Raw genomic sequence first — 24821 nt, forward strand, 5'->3', positions numbered from 1 at the left:
CGGCGTCCAGGCCGAACCCGCGCAGATCATGCTGACCGACGGTGGCTCGCATGCGCTCGATCTCGTCTGCCGCCTGCTGCTGGAGCCGGGCGACACGGTCGTGCTCGACGATCCGTGCTACTTCAACTTCCAGGCGCTGCTGCGCGCGCACCGTGCGCGGATCGTCAGCGTCCCGTACACGCCGAACGGCCCGGATCTCGCGCGCTTCGAGCAGGTGCTCGCCGAGCACCGGCCGCGCCTGTACATCACCAACGCAGCGCTGCACAACCCGACCGGCGCGACACTCTCGGCACCCGTCGCGCACCGGCTGCTGACGCTCGCGGCCGAGCATGGCCTGCTGATCGTCGAGGACGACATCTTCGCGGATTTCGAGAGCACGCCCGCGCCGCGCCTCGCGGCCTTCGACGGGCTGTCGCGCGTCGTGTCGATCGGCAGCTTCTCGAAGACGCTGTCGGCCGCGATCCGCTGCGGCTATGTCGCCGCGCGCCCGGAATGGATCGAGGCACTCGTCGACCTGAAGCTCGCGACGTCGTTCGGCCATGCGCAGATCGGCGCGAACGTCGTACACCGGCTGCTCGTCGACGGCACGTACCGGCGCCACGTCGACAGTCTGCGCGCGCGCCTCGCGGATGCGATGGGCGAAACGCTCCGACGCCTCACGCGCGCCGGGCTCCGGATCTGGACGGAGCCGCGCGGCGGCCTGTTCGTGTGGGCGGCGTTGCCCGACGGGCTCGACGCCGCGCGCGTCGCGCGCCATGCGCTCGATCACGATGTGGTACTCGCGCCTGGCAACGTGTTCAGCGCATCGCACAGCGCGACGTCGTACCTGCGCTTCAATGTGTCGCGCTGCAAGGGGCCGGCGGTGTTCGATGCGCTGGCGCGGGCAATGGAGGCGGTGCGGGCGGAAGAACGCGGCGGCATGCAAGTGGATGCCGACGGGCGAGCGATAGCGGGTGAATGATGATGCGCGGAAAAGGCTGCCACCGAGATTATCTGACTCGAACTTTGTAAATCGTATTCGTCCCATAGACAGTCACGCCTATGTCGACCGATAGTCTCCCAAATCGTTTGGATAACTATCGAGTCAATGGTCGATATCTTCAACTCACGTGACACCACACGCGAAGACGACGAAGAGTGGATTTTCGTCGGATCAACTTACACGAACACCACGCCAGGATCCGTTCACACGATCAATCTCGACATGACGCAAATCTGCGAGAACATGTCGAACAATGCATTCAGGCGCCTGATTGCGCGGCTACGTGACGCCGCAATTGTCCTGATCCGTGAACGGATCCACGGCCCTGCGGTTTGGGACCAAAGCGAACGGAACCGAGTCCAGACTTGGTTCGGGCGATCGGACGAACTGGTCAGGCAAAGGCTGGGCACCGGATTGCCCAAACTTCTGCGTGTCATGCAGGAACTCAAGCCCGAGAATGTCATCCGATGGGACGAACAGACACGGAGAAACATAACGTGCACCGTGTTTCCCGACAACGGGATCACGGATGCGGCAGTGTGCAAGCCCGACTCACACCGGCGGATAATCGCGATCTATCCGCACTTCTGCACACTTCCCGATGCTCGGCTTTCTACCAACTGCAAGCTGAAAGTCCTGATTCATGAGTGCACGCACTATATCGACACATTCAACTCGGACGACGAAATCTACGGGTTCGGCACCGGCCTGAAGTACTGGGCTCAGACACACCCGGATGTAGCGATCGACAATGCGGACAGCCTCGCCTGCTACATTTCATTTTTCGACGACAGGATTCTGTGGTGACATTTCTTGCGCGCGTGATACGCATCGCGATCTGGTCCTGCCTCTCGTTTTCGATGCCATCCACGGCTTGTACCGTTTCCGAAGACATGCTTGACAGCGTCCCGCTCAATTCCGACGCGATCCCCAACGAGGATCGCGTCAAGATTGCGGAGATGGTCATTCGCGCGCGTCAATGGCCGGACGCAGAGATTCGAGGCATAGTCACCGCCGGCGCCTACATCGGAGAGGTCGATCCACAAGCGCTTGCGCTGCGACGAGCGGCGAACCTGAGGGAATACCTGATACAACTCGGTGTCAAGAACCAGAACATCTGGGCGGATACCCACATCATCTCGAAGCCGTATCCGAAAGACAGCGCTGGTTACGAAGGCTATCTTCAGATCGGTCTGACACTGGTCCCACAATGCAATGATGGATGTCGGCACCTATGCAGCAATCCGCTCGTCATGCCGACATCCAGGGCATTCCGTTGAGGTAGCCCGGCGTTAGACCACATCGCCATCGCGTCGCGTCAGCAACGGCGCGACGCGAACACCTCGCGCCACCGCCGCTTGTGTCACACCTCCCCCGCGTGCGCCCTCGCCCGCACTTCCGCAAACGACGTATCGACGAGCAGGCGCCCCGTATCGAACACCGTTACCAGCGCTTCCTCCCATTCGCCTTCCAGCTTCCGGTCGTCCCACGCGGCGGGCAGCGTCGTCGTCCGATACTCACCGGTGCGGAAACTGCGCAGCAGCGTGAGCCGTCCCTTCTTCGAGCGCTTGCCCTGATCGGTAACCGGATCCTTGCTGACGTCGTGCCACACGCCGCCACGCCGGATCGCCGAGCACTTCATCGCGAAGCGCTGCGTATCGCGGTTCACCTGCTGCAGCAACCCGCCGCCCATGCCGAACACGACGTTGCCGGCCGCATAGCCCGCGTCGTCGAGCGCGGCCAGAATCGCTTCGATCGACAGCTCGTCGACGCCGTCGCCCTGGATCACGCGCACGCGATTCAACACGCGCCGCCCCTTGCCGTTCAAGGTCGAGCCGAACGATGCGTCGAGCGCACGCACGGTCTGTAGCACGATCGCCACCGGGTCGCCCGAATCGGGCCGCACGACCAGCGTCGCGCCCGAATCGAGCACGGCCTGCCGAAGCTCGCCGCCCCACAGATCGAGTGCGGCAAACAGATCGTAGGAGTCCGACACGACCGACACGATCGCTCCGGGTAGCCCAAAGCGGCGAATCATGTTCCGGTACGCATCGGCTTCGTGCTCACGCCCCCACGATGTAATCGTGCTGTGCTCGGCCGCCGGCACCGAGTACGCAGCCATCGGCTCGCGATAGAAGCGGTTCGCGGCCAGTACGCCGAGCACCGTGTCCGAGCCCATGAAGTTCACGAGGTGCGCGGCACCGCCGATCGCGGCCGATTCCGCGCTCGACACGCCGCGCGCGCCGAAGTCGTGCAGCTTGAACGGCAGTTGCGCGAGATCGTCGTCGGTCTTTTCGAGGAAGTGGCGGATCGTTTGCCGCAGGTGCCAGCTACGCGTCGCGACCGTCACCGGATACCACACGCGCAGCAGCATCGTCTCGAGATACGACGCGAGCCAGAATACCTGCGGGTCTTCGCATTCGACCGTCATCAGCACGTTGTGCACCGGCACGACCGAGCCCTCGGGCACCGCGCGGATCTTCACCGGCAGGTAGCCGTCGTAGCGTTCGACGATGGTGCGCCACCCCGCTTCGTTGAACGGCTCGCCGTGCACCGTGAAGAAATCGCGCGCCTCGTCGATCATCGCGTGCGTGATCGGCTTGCACAGATATTCCTTCAGCAGCATCTGCAGGCCGAAGAACACCGTGCGGTCGTAGCGGCCGCCGCGCGATTCGACGTACGAGAACATCGCCGATGCGTCGGGCGGATATTGCAGGAAGTGGGAAGCCTTGTACGAATCCGTGTTGAGGATCGGATTGGCGAGAACCGCGGCAAAGCCGCCGAGATCGTGTTGCATGGCTAGAGCTCCTCTAGGCCGTTGAAGTGCCGCCGCGTCTGTCGCGGCGGACCGTCATGCGGGGAATCAGCGGATCACAGCTTCCCCAGGAAGTGATACGCGATGTCGAAGTGATCCTCGAACATCACGTTGCGCATCTGCGCGAATTCGTTGAGCGGCACCCAGCGTGCCTTGTCGGCGTCGTCGCTGCCCTTCACGCGCGGCAGTTCGCCGGTCGGGAAGTTGAACAGGCACGCGTGCGTGATCGTGCGGCCGCGCAGCGAACGCGCCGGGTGATCGAACACCTGGCGATCCTTGATCGAGCCGCGCAGCACGGGCTCCGGCAGCTTCAGGCCGGTCTCCTCGCGCAGCTCGCGGATACAGGCCGCGTCGAGCCGCTCGTCCTGGTTCACGAACCCGCCCGGCAGCGCCCACAGGCCGCGGCCCGGTTCGCTGCGGCGGCGCACGAGCAGGATATGGCCCGAGTGCACGACCACCGCGTCGACCGTCACGAACGTGACGGGATACGGGGCGGCCGCCCACGCCTTGCGATACGCGGCGATGAATTCGGCTTCCGACTTCAGCTGCGCGAATTCCGGCTGCGTGCGGAAACGCTCGAGCCAGCCGAACACGGGTTCCGGCACGGCCCACTGCACGAAGCTGTTGGTGCGTTCGGCGAAATACTGGTCGCGGATCTCGGTGGCGGAAATGTCTTCCGTCGCGTCGACGTCGACGAGCTCCCATTGCGGGAACATCCGCAGGTAATACGACGTGGCGTCCTTCTCGTGGCCGATCAGCCCGACCTTGCGCTGCGCGATGTCGCCGAGCGCGGACGCGACGGCGTCCTGCACCCAGCGCACCCAGTCGCCGTCGTTGTAGGTCGAATCCTGCAACGGCGCGATCGTGACGCGGTCGCGCTCGGACGCGTCGAGCAGCGAAGCCAGCATCTGGCGGCGCTCGTCGAACGAGAACGGATCCTTGTTGGTGCGGGGCTTGTCGGTCGATCCGATCAGCACGCACACGCGCTCGGCCCGGCTCAGTGCCGACTTCAGCACATTCAGGTGACCACGATGCGGAGGCTGGAAACGACCAATGAAAACGAGCGCGTCGAAGCGCCGGTTCTGTTGCGTACTCATGAGGCTCCCTCAAGAGATTGAAACGCTTCGGGTCTTTCCCGAAGGGTTGAATCGAATCCTAGGGGAAATCCCGGAATGCGTCAATCGAGCCCATGCTCGACTTGACGAAGTCTGAAGAAATGCACGGCGTGGGCGGGGTACACTCGATTTCATCCCAATCCGCGCCATTGCGCCCGCCATCATGAGGATCTCAGTCAGCCGGACCGTCGGCGTCGATCGCAGACGCCTCTTCACGTGGTCGCAGGATTACGCACGGCGGCTCGTGTGGGACAGCTTCCTCACCGACGCCTATCTGCTCGACGGCATGACGGCCGACGTCGGCGTCGACGCGTTCTGCCGCAGCCAGTCGGGCGCGACGATGGTGTCGCGCTACATCTCGTACCGTCCGCCGCAGGTCGCCGCCGTCGAAATGGTCGACGGGCCGAAAGTGCTCGAACGCTTCAGCGGCAGCTGGAACTTCACCGAGCGCACACCCGGCACGACCGAGGTGAAATTCACGTACCACTTCCGCGCCCAGCCGGCCTGGCTGCGCTGGCTGCTCGAACCGCTGATCGGCGCGTTCTATCTCGTGCAGACGCGCCGGCGCCTCGATTCATTCAAGCGCTGGGCCGAAGCCGAAGCACTGCCGCGCTGACCGGCGGCCCCGGGCCGCATGGCCCGGCGTGTCCGCGCCACCTCCGCCCGAAAGTGTTCGAACGCGCCACCGCCGCGCCATCGGGCATTCCCCGCGCATTTGCCAGATTCGCCGAACCCGGGGAAACTACGGGCGACCGCCATCCCGACGGCATGCCCCGACCGAGAGAACGGGGCACTCTCCCTGAAACGGCTTCGACACGAACCTAATCCGATGAGCCTGATATCCCGATTCTTTGGCCGCAAGGAAGCACCCGAAACCTCCGTCGAGCTGATCGCGGCACCCGACATCGAGAATCCGCTGAGCGTGACGGTCGTCTTCGACGGCCCGCTGAAAGTCGATATCGCCGCGCTGACGGCGGCGCTGCGCGCGTACCACCCGAGCATGAAGCAGGCGCGCGTCGAAACCGAGCCGACGCTGGAGCACGTATTCGGGCTCGCCGGCTGGGGCAACCACGTCGTCCAGCTGGTCGGCTTCGACGCGCCCTATCCTTCCGAAGCACTCGAAGCGTGCGTCGCGCCGGCCCACTACGGGCAGGACCTGAAGCAGCAGGTGCGCGCGAGCCGCAGCCATGTGATCCTCTACTACGCCGGGCACGAAGCGAATCCGCTCGAACAGTATGTCGCGCTGGCGGCCATCGCCGGCGCGCTGGCGGAACAGAACGGCCTCGCGGTGCTGAACGAGCACGCGCACACGTCGCTGCCGGCCGGCGTCTTCAATGCGAAGGAACTCGGCGACGAAAGCCTCGAAGTGCTGCGGGATTTCCCGCTGAACCTGTTCTTCTGCGGCTTCGTGAAATACGAAGTCGAAGGCACCAACGGCGTGTGGATGCGCACCTATGGCGCCGACGTGTTCGGCCTGCCCGATTTCGCCGCGCTCGCTGAAGGCCATCACGAAGGCGAACGTTATTCGGGCATCTTCAACGACGTGATGCACTACCTGCTGGAAAGCGGCGCGCGGATGCATGCGGGCGAAACGATGCAGATCGGCGCGGAAACGTTCATGAAGCTGCGCGAGCCGCTCGAGCACGAGTACTACCTGCAGGGGCCGGCACCGGTGCTGGTGGCCGAGCTGATCTCGGCGGACCAGATCAATCGCTGAGCGGCCCCCGTCACACCGCTTCGCACCGTGATGCACGGCGCGCGGGTTCGACGCTTCGCGAACCGCGTGCGCTGCTGCGTCACCTGCCGGCGGTGTGACAGCCCCCGCTCGACCCCAATGAGGAACCACCCGTGTTCGGTATTCGCCTGGGTCTCACGCTGGCCGCCATCGGTCTCTCGTTGTCGGCCCACGCCGACAGCATCAACTGCACACGGGAGAAGACGCGCACCGATCGCCTGATCTGCGCCGACACGGCGCTCTTGTCGGCCGACAGCGCATTGTCGAGCGCGTACGACGACGCAGTCGGCATCGCCGCCGACCAGCAGGCCGTGATCCGGTCGCAACGCGCGTGGCTCGTGCAGCGCGATGCCTGCACCGACGCCGCCTGCCTCGCCGCTGCCTACCGCGACCGTACCGAGGCGCTCAAGCAGGTGAAGCATGCTGGCTGGAAAACCTATCGCGACCCGGTGCTCGGCGTCTCGTTCGAATACCTCGCGAACCGGCAGGTGAAGAAGCCCTGCCCCGCAATCGGCGGCGACCGCTGCATCGCGATCGTCGGCCGCAACATGACCTACAGCACCGACCTCATCGCGTTCAAGATCGTCGACGGCGCGCTGGAGCCGGTCGCGGAGAAGGAAGCGGGATTCGAGAAGCGGGACGACGGCAAGTGGGTGACGTCATACGGCTCCGGCATCGCACAGGAAGTCGAGCAGATCTCCGGTGCCGGCTGGCGCGGCATGCAAGCGACGATCATGTGCCGCATCAACGATCCGAAAACCGGCTTCTACTCGGCGGCCGGCGAATGCTATTGGGCCGTGCTGAGCAACGGCAAGCGCGCGGTCGTCGCGACTACGCAGGGCTTCGTCGGCACCGACGACGCGACGTTGCACAGCGTGTCGTCGTTCCGGTTCGACCGTTAGCGGGAACGTCGCGACATGCGATCGCCCGGGCATGAATCGACGTGCGATGCGTCATCGCAACGAAGCCTCGGCAGCCTGTCGCCTCCATCCGCAAGGGTAAAAGCGCACTGCCTGGCCCGATCCGCAACGGTCGCTCCACCAGCCGCGCCGTGCGAACCACATCCGCACTAACGTGCGCCGTCCCCGCGCAACGGGAACGTTTCCGCGCCCGCATCGCGGCGCAACGTGACCTCCGTACCGGTCAGCCATCCTGACGATTTCAGGATCGGGCGCGCCACCGCATACAGCCGGTCGGCGCTGGCGCCATACAGGTACAGGTAACCGTCGTTGCCGTCGCGATGCAGTTCGGTCTCGCCCAGTTCGCCAGCCCCTGCCTGCTTCACCGCGCGATCCAGCCGTTGCTCCAGCGCGTGAAGGCGCGCGTTGTCCTTCTCGTAGTAATCGAAGTGAACCATTACGACCGGCCCAGGCGGCTTCGGCGGCACATCGGCGGCGGCGGCGTTGCCGGCGAGCATCACCCAGCCAAGCCACGCAGCGAATCGGATTCTGTTACGCATATCGATAAAGGAAGTGAATCGCCCGCTCACGTCGACGCACCGCCGCGCGCAACCTGCTGCCGGACTTGCGCCTGCGTGCCGAGCGCGGCGGCGATCGCATCGACTGCATCGGCCGCGCGCGCCGCGCCGCACATGAATGCGTCGACGGCCGCGAAGCGATGCTCGGGCCACGTGTGGATCGTGATGTGCGACTCGGCCAGCAACACGACGCCCGTCACGCCGTGCTCGCCGCCGAAATGATGGAAATGCGCGCCGATCACGCGCGCGCCCGCCTGCTGCGCCGCTTCGGTGAGAAGCGCCTCGAGCCGAGCGGCGTCGCGCAGCAGCGCGGCGTCGATCCCGGCCAGGTCGGCCAGCACGTGCGAACCGAACGTCGCGCGCGGTGGCGCGATCCCGTCGCGCGCGGTCATTTGTGCGACCCGTACGACGAGTAGCCGCTGCGGGCCGACGAACTGCCCCAGCCGCTGCCGCCTGAACCGCTGCCGCCGATCGACGCGCAGCTGAACAGCGTGACGACGATCAGGCCATAGATGCCGTAGAGGATGTACCGGATCACGCGTTGCCTCCGTCCGATGCAAAACTCTTCCACAGCCATTCAGGCAGCCACAGCACCAGCAGGCCGACCAGCACGTAGACGGAGCGGCCGCTGAACGAAAACAGCGAGCCCATGTTCAGGATCACGAGCAGCGCGCTGAACACGAGCGGCAGCGGCGCGAAACTGTGCGGGCCTTTCCGGCCGAACAGGCCTGTCGACGCGGTGGTGGCGGTGGCCGCCGCCGCGGCCGTCGCGAGCGCCGGTGTGCCGAAGCGTTCGGCGAGTGTGCTGCCCGACAGCGGCCGCGCGCGCGACCAGACGATCTCCGCGTCGCTGCGCTCACGCGTCAGCTTGTCCTTCTGCCAGCCGTAGTCGATGATCGACGTGCGATCGCCGACCTGCACGCGCCAGTTGAACGCACCGACCACGTAGACGACCTCCGAGTCGTATTGCTCGCGCAGGCGGTAGGTCTTGCCGCCGTCGGTCACATCGGCATCGCTGCCGATCGTCGGCCATTGGTCGAGCACCTGCACGCGCTCCCAGCGCCCTTCGCTCTGTACGAGCCACAGAAACCCGCGCTTCGGGTTCAGCAGCAGGTATTCGTCCCACGTCTCTTCGTCGTCCGGCACGCGGCAACGCATCATCCCGATCACCGTGTACTTCACGCCGTCGAATGTGCCGATCGCGCCGAGCTCCAGCGCCCCCTTCACCGCTTCGAGCTTGCGCTGCGCCGCGAACACGGTCTGCTGCTCGGCCGTGCACTGCACGCCCGCGTGGCAACTGCCACACACCACGTAGTCGGCGACGTTCGGCGCATACGACAGCGGCGCGCCACAGCTCGGGCACGCGAACGGCACCATCTCCGCCCCGCGCTTCTCGCGCGTATCGTGTTCGGTATCGCGCAACCCGGTGAACGCGAGCGCATCGAATTCGAGCGCTTCGCCCGTATAGACGGCCGGGCTCCCGCCGTTCGAATCGGCGTCGGAATAGTCGTAGGTCGCGAATGCGTTGCCGGTGCGCAGGTCGACGACGCGCGCCTCCCAGCCGGCATCGACGCGGAACGGCAGCTCGCCGTCGCCGCCCGTGCAGCGCGCGGTGCGCACGTCCGACACGAGAAATGCGCGGCCGCCGTGGTCGATGCGCATGCCCGGTTCCAGCGTGCCGAACGCCGGCCACGCGCCGCCGGACGCATCGTCGGGCTCGCGCACCGTGACCGCATACTGGCCCGACGCATCCGACAGCCAGCCGAACGCGCCGTCGTCGAACACGACATACCACTCGCTCCATGCGCCGGCGTCGTAGGTCATCTGGATGCGCCCGAGCACCGTGAACGCGCGCTTGCCGTAGCGCCCGGCCGTGCCGATCTGGATCGGCGACGCGTCGTCGAGCACCGTGGCCAGTTCGCCGATGCGTTCGACGTCGGTGCCGCGCTTGAGCAGCGTGCTGCGGCAGAACGCGCAGACGGCCATCACCGCCGCCGCCGAGCGAAACTCGACCGGCGCGCCGCACTGGGGGCACGAGGTACTGAACATGCGCGACGCTTACCGGGTGAGCTTCGCGAGGATCTCGGCCTTCGCGCGCGAATATTCGTCTTCGGTCACGAGGCCCTTGTCGAACAACGCCTTCAACTGTTCGAGGCGCTGCACGTAATCGGTCCCTTCCGCCGGCGCGGCAGGCTGCGCGGCGCCGGTTGCGCGGCACCCGCGATCTGGCCAGCCATTGCCTGCCCGATTACCGCCCCGGCGGCGAGCCCCGCGCCGACGCCGGCGATGCCGCCCGGGTTCTGCGCGGCGAGCGGAATCGCCTGCGCGGTCTGGTATTGCGTGGCGCGCGCGAGATCGCCGGCCATCCCCGCGCTGATCCGCAGGTCGAGCGCCTTCTGCAGTTCGGCCGGCAGCGACACGCTCTCGACCGCGAACGCGTCGAGCGCGAGGCCGTAGCGCGTGAACACCGGCACCAGCGCCTCGGCGACGCGCTGCGACAGCAGCGACTGGTTCGCCGCCATGTCGACGAACGGCACGTCGGCCGAGCCGAACGTCGTGCTCATCGCGGTGACGACCAGGTTGCGCAGCTGCTGTTCGAGATCGTCGACCGTGTACTGCGCGCGCGTGCCGCTGACCTCGCGATAGAACGCGCCCGCATCGACGATCCGGTACGAGTAGATGCCGAACGCGCGCACCTGCACGAAGCCGAACTCGCGGTCGCGGATCGTCAGCGGCTGCGCCGTGCCCCAGCGGCGGCCAAGCTGCAGCCGCGTGCTGAAGAAATAGACATCCGACTTGAAAGGCGACTGAAAGAGTTTGTCCCAGTTCTTCAGGTACGTGAGCACCGGCAGCGTGTTCGTTTCCAGCGTGTACAACCCTGCCTGGAAGATGTCGGCGACCTTGCCTTCGTTCACGAAGATCGCGACCTGCGTTTCGCGCACGGTCAGCTTGCCGCCGTACCGGATTTCCATGTCTTCCATCGGATAGCGCCAGGCCAGCACGCCGTCGGTGTCTTCGGTCCATTGCAGGACGTCGACGAACTGCTTGCGGATAAACGATCCCAGACTCATGTCGGTCTCCTCGAAACGCGTGGCGCGTCAGGTCAGGCAGGCGGCATTGATGATGCCGACCACAAGCGACGCGGTGCCCATCAGGCCGCCCATCGCGACGTTGCGATCTTCGATTGCATGATTCATGCCGGGCATCAGGCGCGTGAGCGCCGCATAGGTAATCAGTTGCACGGCCATCGCGCCGACGGCCCAGATCACGACTTCGACGAGCGTGGAATTGTGCGCGATGCTGGATGCGAGCGTCAGGCAGAAGCCGATCAACGCGCCGCCGAACGACAGCGTCGCGGCCGCGTTGCCGTCGCGGATCAGCGCCAGTTCGTCGAACGGGGTGACCTTCAGGTACACTGCCGCGAACACAAGAAGCAGCACGAACGCCGACAGTAAATGAACCGCATAGAGATAGGCACTATTCATTCTTTCCCTCGGATTTTGTGCTCGGTTCGCCGCCCCGTCGCCGGCCGGCCCGCGCAGGGCCAGCAGACAAAATTCCGCGCCAGTATATCCACATTGCCGACCGCTGCACAACGGACGCACCATGCTGCATAAGCGCGCGCTCGTCCTGTCGATTCTCGTGCTCGCGTCATGCGGGCTCGGCTACGAACTGATCAGCAGCGCGCTGTCCAGCTACCTGCTCGGCGATTCGATCCTGCAGTTCTCGTCGGTGATCGGCTGCTACCTGTTTGCGATGGGGATCGGCTCGTGGCTCGCGAAGTTCGTCGAGGACGACGACGTGCTCGACCGCTTCGTCGACATCGAGCTGCTCGTCGGCCTGCTCGGTGGTGTGTCGGCCGCGCTGCTGTTCGCCGTGTTCGCATGGCTGGCCGCACCGTTCCGCGCGGCGCTCTATGCGCTCGTGCTGGCGCTCGGCATGCTGATCGGGATGGAGATCCCGCTCGTGATGCGCGCGTTCCAGCAGCGGCGCCAGGCGTTCCGCCATACCGTCAGCGAAGTGCTGACCTTCGACTATCTCGGCTCGCTCGCCGTGTCGCTGATCTTCCCGCTGGTGCTCGCGCCGCGGCTCGGCCTGCTGCGCACCAGCTTCCTGTTCGGGCTCCTGAACGCCTTCGTCGCGCTGTGGACGACGCACCTGTTCCGCGACGAGATCCGCAACGTGCGCGGCAAGCTGATGCGTGCGTCGCTCGTGATCGGGCTGCTCATCGCCGGCTTCGCGCTTTCGGATCGCATCACGCACTGGGCCGAACACGGCGTGTACGGCGACGAGACGATCTATTCGGAAACGACGCCGTACCAGCGCATCGTGCTCACGCAGTGGCACGACGACATGCGGCTGTACCTGAACGGCAACCTGCAGTTCTCGTCGCGCGATGAGCATCGCTATCACGAAGCGCTGATCCACCCGACGATCGAGGCGCTGCCGTGGGCGAAGCGCGTGCTCGTGCTCGGCGGCGGCGACGGCCTCGCGGTGCGCGAGCTGCTCAAGCACCGCAACCTCGAACAGATCACGCTCGTCGATCTCGATCCCGCGATGACGAAGCTGTTTTCCACGTCCGCGCCGCTCGTCAAGCTGAACCAGGGTTCGCTGAAGGACCCGCGCGTGCACGTGATCAACGACGACGCGGTGCGCTGGCTCGAATCGAACGCCGACGTGTACGACGCGATCGTCGTCGACTTCCCCGACCCGACCAACTTCGGGCTCGGCCGGCTGTATTCGGTGCCCGTGTTCCGGCTGCTCGCGCGCCACCTGTCGGAGAACGGTTACGCGGTGATCCAGTCGACGTCGCCGTACTTCGCGCCGCACGCGTACTGGACCATCATCGCGACGCTGCACGAGGCCGGGCTCAACACGTGGCCGTACCACTGCTACGTGCCGTCGTTCGGCGACTGGGGGTTCGTGATTGCCGGCAAGCGCCGCGACTTCACGGTGCCGACGCACTACTCGGTGCCCACGCGCTGGCTCGACGCGCAGACGGCCGCCGAGATGTTCCACTTCCCGGCCGACATGCCGGCGCTGCCGATGTCGCCGAACGAACTCAACGACCAGCCGCTCGTGCGCCGTTTCGACGACGACTGGAAACACGTGCTGCGCTGATGGACCGCCGCACGTTCCTCGTCGCGTCGGCGGCCGCGTCGCTCGCCGCCTGCGGGCGCACCGGCTGGGTCGAGACGACGCCGCAGGTCGGCTACCCCGGCATGCGCGAAGGCCATGCGCTGCGCGACCACGCGACGCTGCCGCCGCCTTCCGGCACGCTCGAGACCGACGTCGCGATCCTCGGCGCGGGTGCCGCCGGCCTGTCGTGCGCGTGGCAGCTCGCGCGCGCGGGGCACAAGCGCTTCACGGTGCTCGCAGGCCCCGAATTCGGCGGCAACGCGGCCGGCGGCCGCTTCGGCGATCTCGGCTATCCGAAAGGCGCGCACTACCTGCCGCTGCCGTCGCTCGAATCCTCGCATCTGCGCGACATGCTGGCCGATCTCGGCGTGATCGAATCGGCGCCGTTCTCCGCGCGCCCGGTGTACGACCAGCGCGTGCTCGTCCATGCGCCCGACGAACGGCTCTTCATCGCCGGGCAGTGGCAGGACGGCATCGTGCCGACGGCCGGCCTCGGCACCGACGAGCTCGCGCAACAGTCACGCTTCTTCGCGTACACGGACACGCTGCGCACAGCGCGCGGCGCCGATGGCCGCAAGGTGTTCTGCATCCCGATCGCGGAATCGTCGCGCGACCCGCGCTGGCGTGCGCTCGACCGGCGTTCGTTCCGCCAGTGGCTGCTCGACGAGGGGTACACCGCGAAGGCCCTGCACTGGTACCTGAACTACTGCTGCCGCGACGACTACGGCGCGGGGTACGAGCACGTGTCCGCGTGGGCCGGCCTGCACTATTTCTCGTCGCGCGGCGGCCACGCAGGCGACGCGAGCGACGGCGCGGTGCTGACCTGGCCCGACGGGCTGCACACGATGGTGACGAAGCTCACCGATTCGATCACCGCGCGCACCGGCTCGAACGCGTGGTCGCGCGACGGCTTCGCGGTGCGTGCGACCGAACGCGCGGGCGGCGTCGACGTGCTGTGTGCTCGGATCGGCAACGACGGCGCGCTGTCGACGTTCACGCTGAAGGCGCGGCGCGTCGTCTGCGCGATGCCGTTGTTCGTCGCGGCGCGCGTGTTTCCGCAGCTTGGCGCGTACGGCTTCGACTCCACGCGCGACCTGCCGCCACGCGCGCCGTGGCTCGTGTCCAACTTCCTGCTCGACGGCATGCCGGCCGAAGCAGCGGGCGTGCCGCTCGCGTGGGACAACGTCGTCTACGACGGCGCGGGGCTCGGCTATGTCGTGTCGACGCACCAGCTGATCCGCCTGTCGCCGCCGACGCGCTCGGTGTTCTCCGCGTACCAGGCGTTGAGCATGCAAGCGCCGGACGACACGCGCCGCTGGCTCGCGCAGGCGAAGCCCGATGCGTTGCGCGAACAGGCGGCGATCGACCTGCAGGCCGTCTATGGGCGCGAACTGTGGAAACACGCGACGGCGCTCGAGATCACCGTGCGCGGTCACGCCATGGCGACGCCCGACGTCGGCTTCCTGAGCCGGCCAGGCCTGCTCGCGCTGCGCGATGCCGACGGCCCCGTCGTGTTTGCGCATGCGGACCTGTCCGGGCTGTCGCTGTTCGAGGAAGCGTCGTACTGGGGCATGCTCGCCGCCCGGCGCGTGCTGGCCTGACGGTCGTCGTCCGTCATTGCGGCGGCACCGCCACCCGCTATAATCGCGCGACATTCCGACTGCATTGAGCAGGCCGACGGTGCCGCGCCGTCCGACGCGCCGTATGCCCTCCTCGACAACAACAATGACGAACCGAACCATCCGACGCCTTCGCCCGTTCGCGCGCGCCGCCGCGCGCGTGCTCGCCTGCGCCCCACTGCTCGGCACACCGCTGGCACTGCATGCGGCCGACACCGCCGGCACCGCGCCCGCCGCCGGGCGCTACATCGTCGTCGACACCGGCCATACGCCGGCGCACCCGGGCTCCACGGGCGCAAGCGGCCGCGTCGAATACCTGTACAACCTCGACCTGTCCGCGGCGGTCGCCGAAAAGCTCGCCGCGCACGGCGACCGCGTGCTGCGCACATCGGCCGACGGCCGCGAGATCGCGCTCGACCAGCGTTCCACGCAAGCGCCCGACGCGAACCTGTTCGTGTCGATCCATCACGACTCGATGCAGCAGCAGTTCATCGACGCGGGCCGGCAGCGCGAATTCCGCGGCTTCTCGGTGTTCGTGTCGGAACGCAATCCGCACTATGCGGAAAGCCTGCGTTGCGCGAAGGCGATCGCCGAGCGGCTGGTGGCGGCCGGCGAACGGCCGTCGCTGTATCACGCGCAGCCGATCCGCGGCGAGAATCGCCCGCTGATCGACCCGCAGCTCGGCATCCACCGCTTCGACGATCTCGTCGTGCTGCGCACGGCGCCGATTCCGGCCGTGCTCGTCGAAGCCGGCGTGATCGTCAATCCGGACGAGGAAGCGCGGCTTGCGCGTCGCGAGACGATCCAGAAGCTGTCCACCGCGATCGCGGGCGGGATCGACGCGTGCACCGCGCCGCAATAAACGACGACAAAGCCCGTCGGGCCCAACGGTTTTCACCCAGTCAGGAGCATCACCATGAAAATGAAGAATCTGCTCGCATCCTGCGCGCTGCTCGCGCTTGCCGTTCCGTTCGCCGCGCACGCGGCCGGCTGTGCAAAGCCGCACAGCGCGTTCGACCAGGTGTACTGCAGCAGCACGCAGTTCTCGCAAACCGACCGTGACCTCAACGACGAATACGGCCGCCTGCGCAAACAACTGAGCAGCGACCAGCAGGCGACGCTGAAGGCCGGCCAGCTCGCGTGGCTGAAGCAGCGCGACGCGCAGTGCAGCGAGACGCGCAACAACGGCTACCTCGTGGATCTCCAGTGCGCGACCGACATGACGCAGTCGCGGCTGTCGTTCCTGCGCGAGCGTGAACGCGAGTGCACGAGCACCGGTTGCGTGGCGTCGAAGCTCGGCGACTAAAAGCTTCGCGCGTGCCGCGCCGCGAAGCGTTTCGCGGCGCGGCGCTTCTTGCCCTTGCGATCCCTGCGCTTCGGCACCGAGAAAGGAGCGGCGATGCGACATGAATTCTCTGAAGTCCTCAACGATCTGGTCGACTATTTTCTCGTCGGCGATCTCCTGCTGCTGAAGCGCTTCAAGGAGCAGCACGGGCTGCCGGACGACGTCGCAACGGCGTTCACGACGAGCGACAGCGGCGATCGCGCCGTGCTGGAAGGCGTCGTCATTCCGCTGGCCGGCATCGAGAACCATCCGTACACGGTGATCTTCACGCTGGATGACGCAACACCCGAATTATTGAAAGCGGGAAGCCGCCTGCAGCATCGGCGCGGCGGGTACGTGTTGCGCGTCGAACATCGTTCGATCATGCTCTACACGTGGCGGATCCTCGAACGCTTCAACGACGCAACGGTCAACGCACTCCTCGCGCGTTACCGCGAGCCGGGCAGGCCCGTGATCGAGATCGACAACGGCTGGTATGAGGTCGACATCCTTGGCGGAGAAGTCCCGCGCAACGGCTGGTTCGAGCCTGCGTTCGAATTCGTGCTGAAGAAAACCGCCGCACCCGGCGATGCATCGCAGGTGGATATCAACTACCGTTTTTCGATCGACGGCAGCCTGGATCCGGTGGCATGAATCCGGCAGCAACGCGTGACGACTTCATGGCTTCTTGATGCGCACTCAGCCAGCCCCGTTTCGATGGATCCGCGGAAGCGGATGTTCCCCTTCCGCGTTGGCCAGACTGCGATCGGCATTTCCGCGCCCGGACAAGCCGATGGGCGAAGCGTGGTTCATGGGTGAATCGCGCCGGCTGTTCGCCGAGTTGCAACGCGATCTGCAATCGATCGACCTCGCGGAGCTCGACACGCCGCTCGAAGAAATCGTCGTCGGCACGCTCTCGTTCGGCCCGAGCGACGAATGGCAGCAGTGGTACCACTACTTGCTGGCGCACCTGACCCCGCGCAGCCACGATGGGCAGCACCACGCGCTGCTGGAATGGTTGATCACGGGGTTCGTTTCGCAGCACCCCGACGGCATATCGCCCGAACCGTACCCGGGGTTCCGCCGCGACGTGCTCGACACGCTCGGGCAATGCCTGATGGATGCCCGGTGCTGGCCATCGGGCGCACTCGATACGGCCGCGTGCTTCAACCACGCTCACGAACCATCATCCGTTACCGGCGACTGGTTCAATGCGAGCGGAAAATTTTCGTCGTCGATGTTCCTGTGCATCAAATACCTGGAAACGTCGGACATTCACGCGTGGCTGACCTCGGTGCTGGGCATCGACGATCCACGCTGGCGCGCGCAGCTCATGCTCTGGTGTGTCGGCGCGAACGACCTGCTCTCGGGTCGTATCCGGCATCCATCGGCATTCAGCCGCACCGACTATCCGCGAATCGACTGGCAGGGGGCCCGCTGCCTGACCGGCTCGCCCGGCCGCAACGCCGCAGCGTGTGACTTCATTCATCCCGCGCAGCGCGAAGCAGTAGTCGACTCGTTGCGATCGTTCATGACCGAGGCCACGTTTCTCGCATGGCTCCAGTCGCTTAGCCAGTACGAGCGCATCGAAAGCGAACTGGGCGATCTGCCGTACCGGTTCTATTCGCTTTACGGCGCCGACTATCGACCCTGATGAACATCGACATCCGCCCTGCCACGCCCGCCGATGCCCCGGCCATCGCCGCCATCCACGTCGCATCGTGGCAGGCCACCTATCCGGGCATCATGCCGGCCCCGTTCCTTGCCGGCCTGTCGGTCGAGAAGCGCACCGCTTCGTGGCGTCACGCGCTCGAAGCAGAACGGCCGCGTGTCGCGCTCGCGTTGTCGGAAGGAGAGGCGACAGGCTGGATCGCCTACGGCCCGACGCGCGACACCGACAAGGATCGCACCTGGGGCGAAATCGAAGCGATCTATCTGCATCCAGCACATTGCGGGCAAGGTGTCGGCGCGGCACTGGTCGACCATGCCTGCGATGCGCTGCATGACACGGGCCATGAGTGGGTGTCGCTCTGGGTGCTGGTCAAGAACCGTCGCGCACGGGCATTCTATGAACGCGAAGGCTTCGTCGCCGAAGACGACATCAAGACGTTCGAGATCGACGGTGCGTCCATCGACGAAGTGCGCTACTGGCGCGCATTGCCGAAGCAATCGTCATGACGGCATCGCCCCCGCCGCCGCCAAACGCGCCTGCATCAACTGCAGCAGCTCGCGGATCTTCGCGTTGACGGAATTGCGGCTCGAATAGGCGGCCAGCAGTTCCAGCGGCGCCGGCGTCATCTCCAGCGGCACGCGCACCAGCCGCCCGGCGGCCAGCTCCGCCGCGCACCCGCGTTCGACGAGAATCGCGAAGCCGATCCCGTTCACCGCAGCCAGCCCCGCCATCTCGCCGCTGTTGACGCGATAGCGGCTCGCGACCGGAATCTTGTGGACCCGCCCGTCACCGTCGGCGAACTGCCACGGCAGCCCTTTCAGCGTGCTCAACGTCGTGATGCACGGCAGTTGCCTGAGCTGCTCCGTCCGGGTCGGCATGCCCGTGCGTTCGATCAGCGACGGCGCAGCCACGACGACGCTCGGCAAGCTCACGAGCGGTCGGACGACGAACGTGCTGTCGTCCAGCTTGCCGCGATTGACGATGATCGACAGGTCGATATCGTCGCGCAACGTCGAGACGCCCGCGAGGCTCGTATCGCAATCGATTTCGACACGCGGATGGCGGCCCGCAAATTCCGCGATGATCAGCCCGAGCATGCGCGGTCCGATTTCACCGGGCACGCAGAGCTTCAGCACGCCGCGCAACTCCGTCTGCTGCGCGGTCAGTTCGAACTCGGCGAGCGTCAGCGCATCGAGCATCGGCTTCGCGCGCTCGTGCAGCAGGCGCCCGGCCTCCGTCATGCGCAGGTGCCGCGTGCTGCGCTCCAGCAGACGCACGCCGAGCCTCGATTCCAGTTGCGCCACATGGCGGCTCACGTTGGAACCGGGTATCGACAGCACGCGCGCGGCAGCGGCAAAGCTACCTTCGTCGACGACCGACACGAACACGCGCACCGCGTTCAGATCCAGCTTGCTACGCATCATTATCCCGTTTCAGGTATCAAAGCTCGCCGTTTTTCACGGCTTATCCCGTTCGAGACCGTAATTTACGATGCGGATCCAGTCAAGGCGTGGCCGCCGACGCAGCAACCCGCGCCGACGCGAGCACGCGCACGAACCTACGGGAGCATCAACATGGATATCGCCATTCTCGGCGCCGGCGTGGCCGGCATGAGCACCGCGCTTGCGCTGGCCGGGCGGGGGCACCGGATACGGCTCTACGAACGCAGGCCGTCCGAGACGACGATGGGCGCGGGCGTCGTGTTATGGCCGAATGCCGGCTTCGTGCTCGAGCAACTCGGCCTCCTGCCGGATATCGTCGCGGTCAGCGGCCACCTGCGCGCGATGCGGTGCATGGACCGTGACGGCACCCCGTTCAAACTCGCCGATATCCGCGCACTCGATCAACGCATGGGCTTCCCGACGCGCTCGATCCTGCGGCGCGACCTGCAGGCTGTGCTGGCTCGGCACGTCGCCGCGCACGACATCGAAGTCTGCTTCGGCCACTGCGCGACGGCCATCGACACCGGCACCGACGGCCGCGCGATCGTTCGCTTCGACAACGGCGCGACGATCGCGCCCGATCTCGTGATCGGTGCGGACGGCCGCATGAACTCAGTCGCGCGACGCCATGTGGTCGGCGACGCCACCCCCGTCTATCAGGGCTTCGTCAACTGGATCGGCGTGGCGCAGAGCGATGTGCCGCTCGTCGACGAAGTGTCGATATTCGACTACTGGGGCCAGCGCGAGCGATTCGGTATCGTCGCCGTGGACCCGCATCGCGTGTACTGGGCGGCGGCCCGGGCCGAGGCCGAAATCGACGATAGCGACGACGACGGCGCGGCGCCGGACGATCCGGGCCCGCTGCTGGAACGGCTCTTCGACGGCTGGCCGGCGCCCATCGCGGACGTGATGCGCGCGACGCCGCCGGGCACGATCGCGAAGATCCGCGTGCACGATCTCGATCCGGTGGACGTGTGGCACCGCGGCAATGTGCTGTTGATCGGCGATGCCGCGCATGCGCCGCTCCCCACCTCCGGCCAGGGCGCATGCCAGGCGCTCGAGGACGCGTGGCATCTCGCCCGTTGCCTCGACGAACACGGGAACGGAAACGGCAACGTCCGCGACCTCGACGCTGCGCTCGTAGCGTTCACGCTGCGGCGCAGCCCGAAAACGGCGGCCATCACGCTGCGCGCCCGCGACTTCGCTCACCGGCTGTTCGCCACCGACACGCACGAAGCCGCGCGGCAGGCTGATCCGATCGCCGAAATCGAAGCGCTCGCGAGCGCGTGGGGAGCGGGCCTGCCGATGATGCAGGCGCGGGACCGATAAGAACCCGAAGTATCACGCAACGGCGCGATCAGTCTGCATCGTCGCCGCACACCGCAGCCGGTACCCGCGTCAAAGGGTGCCGGATCGCGTCTTGCATCGAATCGAAACGCGCCCGATATTCCGGCGCCAGATTGGCAACGCGATAACCGTGTTGCAACAACACCTGCACGAGTACCGGTGTCTCGACATACACCGCCCGCTCGAGCGGTGCGATACGATTCTGTGCAGCCGTGCCATCCCTCGGTATCTTCGCGGATTCGACGAGCCACGCCTCTGCGCCCTTGCGAGCGATTTCCGGCGGATTCGCGTAGGTCCACTTCGCGAACTGATACCAGACCTCGTCCACCTCGTCGGCGGTATGGAGCGTGACGCCGGCGTTGGCCAGCCAGCCGACCGATGCGATTGCGGCGCCCGCGGCTGCGCTCGCATACAGGCTCTCGAAGCGGCTGTCGCCTTGCAGATGCTGCGGATCGACACCCAGCGCAACGAGCTGGTTCATCAGTGCGATCGACCCGCTCATCGCGGCGCCGTGCAGCGCGGCGCTCCGGTCGTCGGGGCCCCACAACGGCAGGAACTGAGCCGTGATCGCCGGCACGTTTCGAAAACCGACGCGCAGCGCGATGTCGGGCGGCATCACATAAGCCACCCCGTCCTTGCAGAATGTCTCCGGATCGTTCCTGTCCAGGCGTACCTCGCTTGCATGCCTGACGCCTTCGAGCGTGACCGCAAGGCTGCGCGGCGCGGTCTTGCGGATCGCCTCGCTCACCCATGTCGCGCGATCGCAATCGTCCGCACAGTCGGCGAACGCCTGCCGAAACGCGACTGCATCGTCGGTGCGCAATGCGGCCGTCATGCGGGCATTGTCGTCATTGATCTGCTGACCGCGGGCCGCCTCCCGAGGGTCTGGATGATGGCGTTGGTAATCGTCGATCTTGAACGTGGCAATCAGCGCTACGGCCAGAACCCACAGCAGCACCTGTAGCCAGAACGCCCACGCAAATCGCGGTGCACGCCATGGCTTGCGACTCACTGCGTAAGCCAGCAGCACGACGGCGACCACGGCATACACGGCGATACCGACCTCGCTGAGGAAGATCAGCGCACCCATGAACACGATGACCGACAGGTCGCGATCGACCCGCGACACGCAGACCACGGCGGCTGCCAGCAGCGCCCAGAGCGGAATGCCGGACACCCACAGCAAGACGGCCGGGAGACGCGGCGTGGCGGCCGGTGGCCCGGCATGCTCACTCACGACTTCATCGACGCGCGTGGACGGTGGTTCGGTATCTCGGTGATCGGTCGTCACGGGGCCCTCTCTTTTTGGTTATCGAGCGAAGCCGGAATCCGAATGTGCCCATCCGCTGCGCTTCGGGGCGACCGGTCGCCCGCGGCGGAACCGGAACCGGCCGCCGTGCAGGTCGCAGCTTAACAAACACGCAACCGCGCAGGAACCGCCGCCCCGTTACCGATCACAAAAACCACCGATACTCCCGCGCGCCGATCTCATTGCGGAAATCCAGCTCCTCCTGCCGCTTGTTCTCGCAATACACCATCACGAACTCGCTGCCGAGCCCTTCGCGCACGGCCGCCTGATCCTGCATCGCCGCGACGGCCGACAGCATCTCCTTCGGGAAATCGATCCCGCTGCCGCGATCCTCGTTGAGCGGCGCGATCGGCTCGATCCTCGCATCGAGCCCGTGCTCCATCCCGGTGAGGATCGCCGCGAGCACCAGATACGGGTTCGCGTCCGCACTCGCGAGCCGGTGCTCGATCCGCAGGTTGCGCGCATCCGACTCGGGAATCCGGATGCACGCATCGCGATCCTCGAAGCCCCAGCTCGCGCGGCTCGCCGCGTTCACCATCGAACCGTAACGCCGGAACGCGTTGTGATTCGGCGCGAACACGGGCATGCAATGCGGCAGCAGCGCGAGGCATCCGGCCACCGCGTGCCGCAGCGGCCGCTGCCCGTCCGCCGCCAGCAGGTTGTGCCCCGCATCGTCGTAGAGGCTCACGTGCACGTGCATCCCGCTGCCCGGCGCATGCAGGTACGGCTTGCCCATGAAGCTCGCGCGATAGCCATGCTGCAACGCAACGCCGCGCGTGCTGCGGCAGAACATCGCCGACCAGTCGGCCGCGCGCAGCCCGTCGTCGCAATGGCCGAAGTTGATCTCGAACTGGCCCGGCCCGAGCTCGGCGGTGATCACGGTCGCGTCGACCCCCTGCTGGCAGGCGACGTCGACCATCTCGTGCAGCACGTCGGAGAAGCGCGACAGCCGCTCGATATGCATGTTCGGCTGATCGTCGCGATCGTCGGACAAGCGGTCGCGCGGATACTTCGGCATCCCCTCGTCGAGCTGCGCGTCGAACAGATAGAACTCGAGCTCGAACGCGACGACCGGCCGGATGCCGCGCCGTGCGAGCCGCTTCAGCACGCGTGCGAGCACCTCGCGCGGCTCGAACTCGACCGGCGCGTCGGTGCCGTCGGTCGTGATCAGCATCTGGCCGAGCGGCTGCTTCTCCCAGGTCACCGGCTTCAGCGTGCCGGGGATCAGCCGGCGCACGGCGTCCGGGTCGCCGTCGTTGAAACAGTAGTCGCCGATCTTGTAGAGCCCGCCCTGCGTGCCGAGCAGGATGCAGTTCTGCGGCAGCTTCAGCAGCGAGCCGGCCGCCACCTTTTCGAGCGCGTCGATCGGGTAGCGCTTGCCGTAGAAATGTCCGGGCAGGTCGAGGCAGATCAGGTCGACATAACGGATCTCGGGGTGCGCCTGCCGGAATGCGCGGACTTCATCGACCAGCGCGGGAACGACGTCAGCCATGTCTCATCCTTTCCATGTCTTGTATGGCGGTGCCGCAGCGCGGCGAACCGGATTCACGCGGCACGCTGGGCCACGCGCGCCGCATTTAAATCAGTACTGCAAACAGGCTGCGTGGCGCGGCGGCCTGCAACACCGCCCGCCCCGCCGACAACTCAGGTGAATACCCAGATCACGCGCGTCGGCGCGTCGGTCAGGTTGGCATAGCGAAAGCGCTTGTGCGCGGGAAGCTGGAATGCGTCGTTCGGGCCGAGCGTGACGGGCATATCGTCGCCATCGATCCAGATCGTCAGTTCTCCTTCGAGCACGAAGCCGCCCTGCTCGTCGCTGTCGTCGACGGGCCGCTCGCCGCTGCTCGCGCCCGGCGCGAGATGGCTTTCGAGGATCGAGAAGCGCGAACGCATGTTCGGCGACACGAGGATGTCGGTAATGCCGGCCGCGTAATACACGGTGCGCCGCTCGTCGGGCCGCGTGACCCACGGCACGCTGCGCGGCTTGCTCAGGCTGTAGAAATAGGTGGTCGGCACGCCGAGCGCCTCGCCGATCGCGGTGAGATCCGCCACCGTCGGGCGCGACAGCCCGCGCTCGACCTGCGACAGAAAGCCGACCGAGCGGCCGATTCGTTCCGCGAGATCGTTGAGCGTGACCTTGCGATGCTTGCGCAGGTCGCGGATCAGGATCGCCAGGCTTTCTATCTCTTCCTGTTCATTCATGGTGTATTCCGGTGCAGTCAGACGGTATCGCGCAAACGGTACCAGGCCTTGCCGATCGCTTCCAGCGGCGCGGCGAGCCGGTCGCCGCCGGGGAAGCGCGGGTTGCGGATGCGCTGGTACTGCGCGAGCAGGCGTTCGTCGCCGAGCACGGCATCGGCGACCGCGCGCGCGCCCGCGAGCGTCGGCAGCACGCCGTGCCCCGAGAACCCCTGCAGCCAGAAACGCTGCCCGTGGCGGCCGATGTCCGGCGTGCGGCGCATGCTGATGTCGATATGGCCGCCCCACGCGTAATCGAGCGGCACGCCGGCCAGTTGCGGGAACACGCGTTCGAGGTGCGGGCGCGTGGCCGCCGCGATATCGGCCGGAATGCCGCCGAGATACGTGCAGCCGCCGCCGAACAGCAGCCGGTTGTCGGGGCTCAGGCGGAAATAGTCGGGCACGAACTGGTTGTCGATCACGCAACTGTTCTGCGGCAGCAGCGCACGGGCGACGTCGGGCGCGAGCGGCGCGGTGGCGACCTGGTACGTGCCGACCGGCAGCAGCCGGCGCGCGAGATCGCGATCGAGCCGGTCGACATACGCGTTGCAGGCCAGCACGAGCACGTCCGCGCGCACTTCGCCGCGCGCCGTGCGGGCAATGTGGC

Annotated in this window: 26 protein-coding genes and 1 pseudogene; 14 read left to right on the top strand and 13 right to left on the bottom strand. The window is 66.4% G+C overall.

Annotated features, from left to right (window positions below):
- From JYJ84_RS08140 to JYJ84_RS08150, 3 genes are all read left to right on the top strand, one after another.
- Positions 1–961, top strand: a 961-nt coding sequence (locus JYJ84_RS08140) for a PLP-dependent aminotransferase family protein (RefSeq protein ID WP_205189159.1), incomplete at its 5' end; no start/stop codon positions are given.
- A 126-nt stretch (positions 962–1087) separates the two neighbouring features.
- Complete coding sequence (locus tag JYJ84_RS08145) at positions 1088–1789, top strand: M35 family metallo-endopeptidase (protein WP_175220149.1); 702 nt, start codon at positions 1088–1090, stop codon at positions 1787–1789.
- Positions 1786–2262 carry a hypothetical protein gene (locus JYJ84_RS08150; RefSeq protein WP_175220147.1) on the top strand — a complete coding sequence of 159 codons (477 nt, stop codon included), beginning with the start codon at positions 1786–1788 and terminating at the stop codon, positions 2260–2262. Before JYJ84_RS08145 ends, JYJ84_RS08150 begins: the two co-directional genes overlap by 4 nt.
- Before the next feature lie 83 nt (positions 2263–2345).
- On the opposite strand, the gene JYJ84_RS08155 is transcribed toward JYJ84_RS08150, so the two are convergent.
- Both JYJ84_RS08155 and JYJ84_RS08160 read right to left on the bottom strand, forming a co-directional pair.
- Positions 2346–3779, bottom strand: coding sequence for a nicotinate phosphoribosyltransferase (locus JYJ84_RS08155; RefSeq protein ID WP_175220145.1), 1434 nt, complete (start codon positions 3777–3779; stop codon positions 2346–2348).
- Positions 3780–3853: 74 nt separating this feature from the next.
- Positions 3854–4894, bottom strand: a complete 1041-nt coding sequence (locus tag JYJ84_RS08160) for a bifunctional nicotinamide-nucleotide adenylyltransferase/Nudix hydroxylase (RefSeq protein WP_122947667.1) — start codon at positions 4892–4894, stop codon at positions 3854–3856.
- A 181-nt stretch (positions 4895–5075) separates the two neighbouring features.
- Between JYJ84_RS08160 and JYJ84_RS08165 the strand changes: the two genes are divergently transcribed.
- The 3 genes from JYJ84_RS08165 to JYJ84_RS08175 all read left to right on the top strand — a co-directional run bounded on the left by JYJ84_RS08165 (position 5076) and on the right by JYJ84_RS08175 (position 7549).
- Positions 5076–5528 carry a type II toxin-antitoxin system RatA family toxin gene (locus tag JYJ84_RS08165; protein ID WP_122947668.1) on the top strand — a complete coding sequence of 151 codons (453 nt, stop codon included), beginning with the start codon at positions 5076–5078 and terminating at the stop codon, positions 5526–5528.
- Between the two features lie 213 nt (positions 5529–5741).
- Positions 5742–6629, top strand: a complete 888-nt coding sequence (locus tag JYJ84_RS08170) for a DUF4261 domain-containing protein (RefSeq protein ID WP_175220143.1) — start codon at positions 5742–5744, stop codon at positions 6627–6629.
- Between the two features lie 131 nt (positions 6630–6760).
- A complete protein-coding gene (locus JYJ84_RS08175) occupies positions 6761–7549 on the top strand; it encodes a lysozyme inhibitor LprI family protein (protein ID WP_175220141.1) in 789 nt (262 codons plus the stop codon).
- A gap of 167 nt (positions 7550–7716) precedes the next feature.
- Here JYJ84_RS08175 and JYJ84_RS08180 read toward each other — a convergent pair whose 3' ends face one another.
- The 6 genes and pseudogenes from JYJ84_RS08180 to JYJ84_RS08205 form a co-directional block, all read right to left on the bottom strand.
- Complete coding sequence (locus JYJ84_RS08180; RefSeq protein WP_175220138.1) at positions 7717–8106, bottom strand: hypothetical protein; 390 nt, start codon at positions 8104–8106, stop codon at positions 7717–7719.
- 26 nt (positions 8107–8132) lie between these two features.
- Positions 8133–8516: an adenosylmethionine decarboxylase gene (speD, locus tag JYJ84_RS08185; RefSeq protein ID WP_175220137.1), complete on the bottom strand. Its 384-nt coding sequence runs from the start codon at positions 8514–8516 to the stop codon at positions 8133–8135.
- Positions 8513–8662 carry a hypothetical protein gene (locus tag JYJ84_RS08190; RefSeq protein WP_155291822.1) on the bottom strand — a complete coding sequence of 50 codons (150 nt, stop codon included), beginning with the start codon at positions 8660–8662 and terminating at the stop codon, positions 8513–8515. Before JYJ84_RS08190 ends, speD begins: the two co-directional genes overlap by 4 nt.
- On the bottom strand, positions 8659–10173 hold the full coding sequence (locus tag JYJ84_RS08195) for a DUF4178 domain-containing protein (RefSeq protein WP_175220136.1): 1515 nt from the start codon (positions 10171–10173) through the stop codon (positions 8659–8661). Before JYJ84_RS08195 ends, JYJ84_RS08190 begins: the two co-directional genes overlap by 4 nt.
- Positions 10174–10182: 9 nt before the next feature.
- Positions 10183–11195 (bottom strand): annotated as a pseudogene (locus JYJ84_RS08200) (SPFH domain-containing protein).
- Between the two features lie 27 nt (positions 11196–11222).
- Positions 11223–11609 carry a DUF350 domain-containing protein gene (locus JYJ84_RS08205; RefSeq protein ID WP_175220135.1) on the bottom strand — a complete coding sequence of 129 codons (387 nt, stop codon included), beginning with the start codon at positions 11607–11609 and terminating at the stop codon, positions 11223–11225.
- A 121-nt stretch (positions 11610–11730) separates the two neighbouring features.
- Between JYJ84_RS08205 and JYJ84_RS08210 the strand changes: the two genes are divergently transcribed.
- From JYJ84_RS08210 to JYJ84_RS08240, 7 genes are all read left to right on the top strand, one after another.
- Entirely contained in the window at positions 11731–13245 is a 1515-nt protein-coding gene (locus tag JYJ84_RS08210) for a polyamine aminopropyltransferase (protein WP_089452256.1), read from the top strand.
- On the top strand, positions 13245–14864 hold the full coding sequence (locus tag JYJ84_RS08215; protein ID WP_175220134.1) for an NAD(P)/FAD-dependent oxidoreductase: 1620 nt from the start codon (positions 13245–13247) through the stop codon (positions 14862–14864). The genes JYJ84_RS08210 and JYJ84_RS08215 overlap by 1 nt, the downstream gene beginning before the upstream one ends.
- A 124-nt stretch (positions 14865–14988) precedes the next feature.
- The gene (locus JYJ84_RS08220) at positions 14989–15744 is read left to right on the top strand and encodes an N-acetylmuramoyl-L-alanine amidase (RefSeq protein ID WP_175220133.1); all 756 of its coding nucleotides are present in this window, start codon (positions 14989–14991) and stop codon (positions 15742–15744) included.
- 54 nt (positions 15745–15798) lie between these two features.
- Positions 15799–16188, top strand: coding sequence for a lysozyme inhibitor LprI family protein (locus JYJ84_RS08225; RefSeq protein WP_122947676.1), 390 nt, complete (start codon positions 15799–15801; stop codon positions 16186–16188).
- Between the two features lie 93 nt (positions 16189–16281).
- The gene (locus JYJ84_RS08230) at positions 16282–16860 is read left to right on the top strand and encodes a hypothetical protein (RefSeq protein WP_175220131.1); all 579 of its coding nucleotides are present in this window, start codon (positions 16282–16284) and stop codon (positions 16858–16860) included.
- 139 nt (positions 16861–16999) lie between these two features.
- Positions 17000–17860, top strand: a complete 861-nt coding sequence (locus JYJ84_RS08235; protein ID WP_175220129.1) for a hypothetical protein — start codon at positions 17000–17002, stop codon at positions 17858–17860.
- Positions 17860–18384 (top strand): GNAT family N-acetyltransferase, encoded by a 525-nt coding sequence (locus JYJ84_RS08240; protein ID WP_175220126.1) that lies wholly within the window; start codon positions 17860–17862, stop codon positions 18382–18384. Before JYJ84_RS08235 ends, JYJ84_RS08240 begins: the two co-directional genes overlap by 1 nt.
- Here JYJ84_RS08240 and JYJ84_RS08245 read toward each other — a convergent pair.
- Positions 18379–19299 carry a LysR family transcriptional regulator gene (locus JYJ84_RS08245; protein ID WP_175220345.1) on the bottom strand — a complete coding sequence of 307 codons (921 nt, stop codon included), beginning with the start codon at positions 19297–19299 and terminating at the stop codon, positions 18379–18381. The genes JYJ84_RS08240 and JYJ84_RS08245 overlap by 6 nt on opposite strands.
- Before the next feature lie 153 nt (positions 19300–19452).
- On the opposite strand from JYJ84_RS08245, the gene JYJ84_RS08250 reads away from it, so the two are divergent.
- The gene (locus tag JYJ84_RS08250) at positions 19453–20649 is read left to right on the top strand and encodes an FAD-dependent oxidoreductase (protein WP_174955844.1); all 1197 of its coding nucleotides are present in this window, start codon (positions 19453–19455) and stop codon (positions 20647–20649) included.
- Between the two features lie 28 nt (positions 20650–20677).
- Here JYJ84_RS08250 and JYJ84_RS08255 read toward each other — a convergent pair whose 3' ends face one another.
- From JYJ84_RS08255 to JYJ84_RS08270, 4 genes are all read right to left on the bottom strand, one after another.
- On the bottom strand, positions 20678–21958 hold the full coding sequence (locus tag JYJ84_RS08255; protein WP_205169463.1) for a hypothetical protein: 1281 nt from the start codon (positions 21956–21958) through the stop codon (positions 20678–20680).
- A gap of 163 nt (positions 21959–22121) precedes the next feature.
- Positions 22122–23468: a glutamine synthetase family protein gene (locus JYJ84_RS08260; RefSeq protein ID WP_175017156.1), complete on the bottom strand. Its 1347-nt coding sequence runs from the start codon at positions 23466–23468 to the stop codon at positions 22122–22124.
- A 152-nt stretch (positions 23469–23620) separates the two neighbouring features.
- Positions 23621–24178, bottom strand: a complete 558-nt coding sequence (locus tag JYJ84_RS08265; protein WP_122947682.1) for a helix-turn-helix domain-containing protein — start codon at positions 24176–24178, stop codon at positions 23621–23623.
- Between the two features lie 17 nt (positions 24179–24195).
- The coding region (locus tag JYJ84_RS08270; protein WP_205189160.1) for an FAD-binding oxidoreductase at positions 24196–24821 on the bottom strand (626 nt) is incomplete at its 5' end.

It is taken from the genome of Burkholderia sp. LMG 13014, from assembly GCF_905232215.1.
Classification (GTDB): domain Bacteria; phylum Pseudomonadota; class Gammaproteobacteria; order Burkholderiales; family Burkholderiaceae; genus Burkholderia.

Excerpts from the sequence above, each read along its gene's own strand:
- JYJ84_RS08240 (WP_175220126.1), top strand. The coding sequence starts at position 17,860 with ATGAACATCGACATCCGCCCTGCCACGCCCGCCGATGCCCCGGCCATC.
- JYJ84_RS08165 (WP_122947668.1), top strand. The coding sequence starts at position 5,076 with ATGAGGATCTCAGTCAGCCGGACCGTCGGCGTCGATCGCAGACGCCTC.
- JYJ84_RS08235 (WP_175220129.1), top strand. The coding sequence starts at position 17,000 with ATGGGCGAAGCGTGGTTCATGGGTGAATCGCGCCGGCTGTTCGCCGAG.
- JYJ84_RS08220 (WP_175220133.1), top strand. The coding sequence starts at position 14,989 with ATGACGAACCGAACCATCCGACGCCTTCGCCCGTTCGCGCGCGCCGCC.
- JYJ84_RS08225 (WP_122947676.1), top strand. The coding sequence starts at position 15,799 with ATGAAAATGAAGAATCTGCTCGCATCCTGCGCGCTGCTCGCGCTTGCC.
- JYJ84_RS08245 (WP_175220345.1), bottom strand. The coding sequence starts at position 19,299 with ATGCGTAGCAAGCTGGATCTGAACGCGGTGCGCGTGTTCGTGTCGGTC.
- JYJ84_RS08265 (WP_122947682.1), bottom strand. The coding sequence starts at position 24,178 with ATGAATGAACAGGAAGAGATAGAAAGCCTGGCGATCCTGATCCGCGAC.
- JYJ84_RS08145 (WP_175220149.1), top strand. The coding sequence starts at position 1,088 with ATGGTCGATATCTTCAACTCACGTGACACCACACGCGAAGACGACGAA.
- JYJ84_RS08215 (WP_175220134.1), top strand. The coding sequence starts at position 13,245 with ATGGACCGCCGCACGTTCCTCGTCGCGTCGGCGGCCGCGTCGCTCGCC.
- JYJ84_RS08250 (WP_174955844.1), top strand. The coding sequence starts at position 19,453 with ATGGATATCGCCATTCTCGGCGCCGGCGTGGCCGGCATGAGCACCGCG.
- JYJ84_RS08195 (WP_175220136.1), bottom strand. The coding sequence starts at position 10,173 with ATGTTCAGTACCTCGTGCCCCCAGTGCGGCGCGCCGGTCGAGTTTCGC.
- JYJ84_RS08230 (WP_175220131.1), top strand. The coding sequence starts at position 16,282 with ATGCGACATGAATTCTCTGAAGTCCTCAACGATCTGGTCGACTATTTT.
- speD (WP_175220137.1), bottom strand. The coding sequence starts at position 8,516 with ATGACCGCGCGCGACGGGATCGCGCCACCGCGCGCGACGTTCGGTTCG.
- JYJ84_RS08160 (WP_122947667.1), bottom strand. The coding sequence starts at position 4,894 with ATGAGTACGCAACAGAACCGGCGCTTCGACGCGCTCGTTTTCATTGGT.
- JYJ84_RS08170 (WP_175220143.1), top strand. The coding sequence starts at position 5,742 with ATGAGCCTGATATCCCGATTCTTTGGCCGCAAGGAAGCACCCGAAACC.
- JYJ84_RS08205 (WP_175220135.1), bottom strand. The coding sequence starts at position 11,609 with ATGAATAGTGCCTATCTCTATGCGGTTCATTTACTGTCGGCGTTCGTG.
- JYJ84_RS08210 (WP_089452256.1), top strand. The coding sequence starts at position 11,731 with ATGCTGCATAAGCGCGCGCTCGTCCTGTCGATTCTCGTGCTCGCGTCA.
- JYJ84_RS08260 (WP_175017156.1), bottom strand. The coding sequence starts at position 23,468 with ATGGCTGACGTCGTTCCCGCGCTGGTCGATGAAGTCCGCGCATTCCGG.
- JYJ84_RS08180 (WP_175220138.1), bottom strand. The coding sequence starts at position 8,106 with ATGCGTAACAGAATCCGATTCGCTGCGTGGCTTGGCTGGGTGATGCTC.
- JYJ84_RS08155 (WP_175220145.1), bottom strand. The coding sequence starts at position 3,779 with ATGCAACACGATCTCGGCGGCTTTGCCGCGGTTCTCGCCAATCCGATC.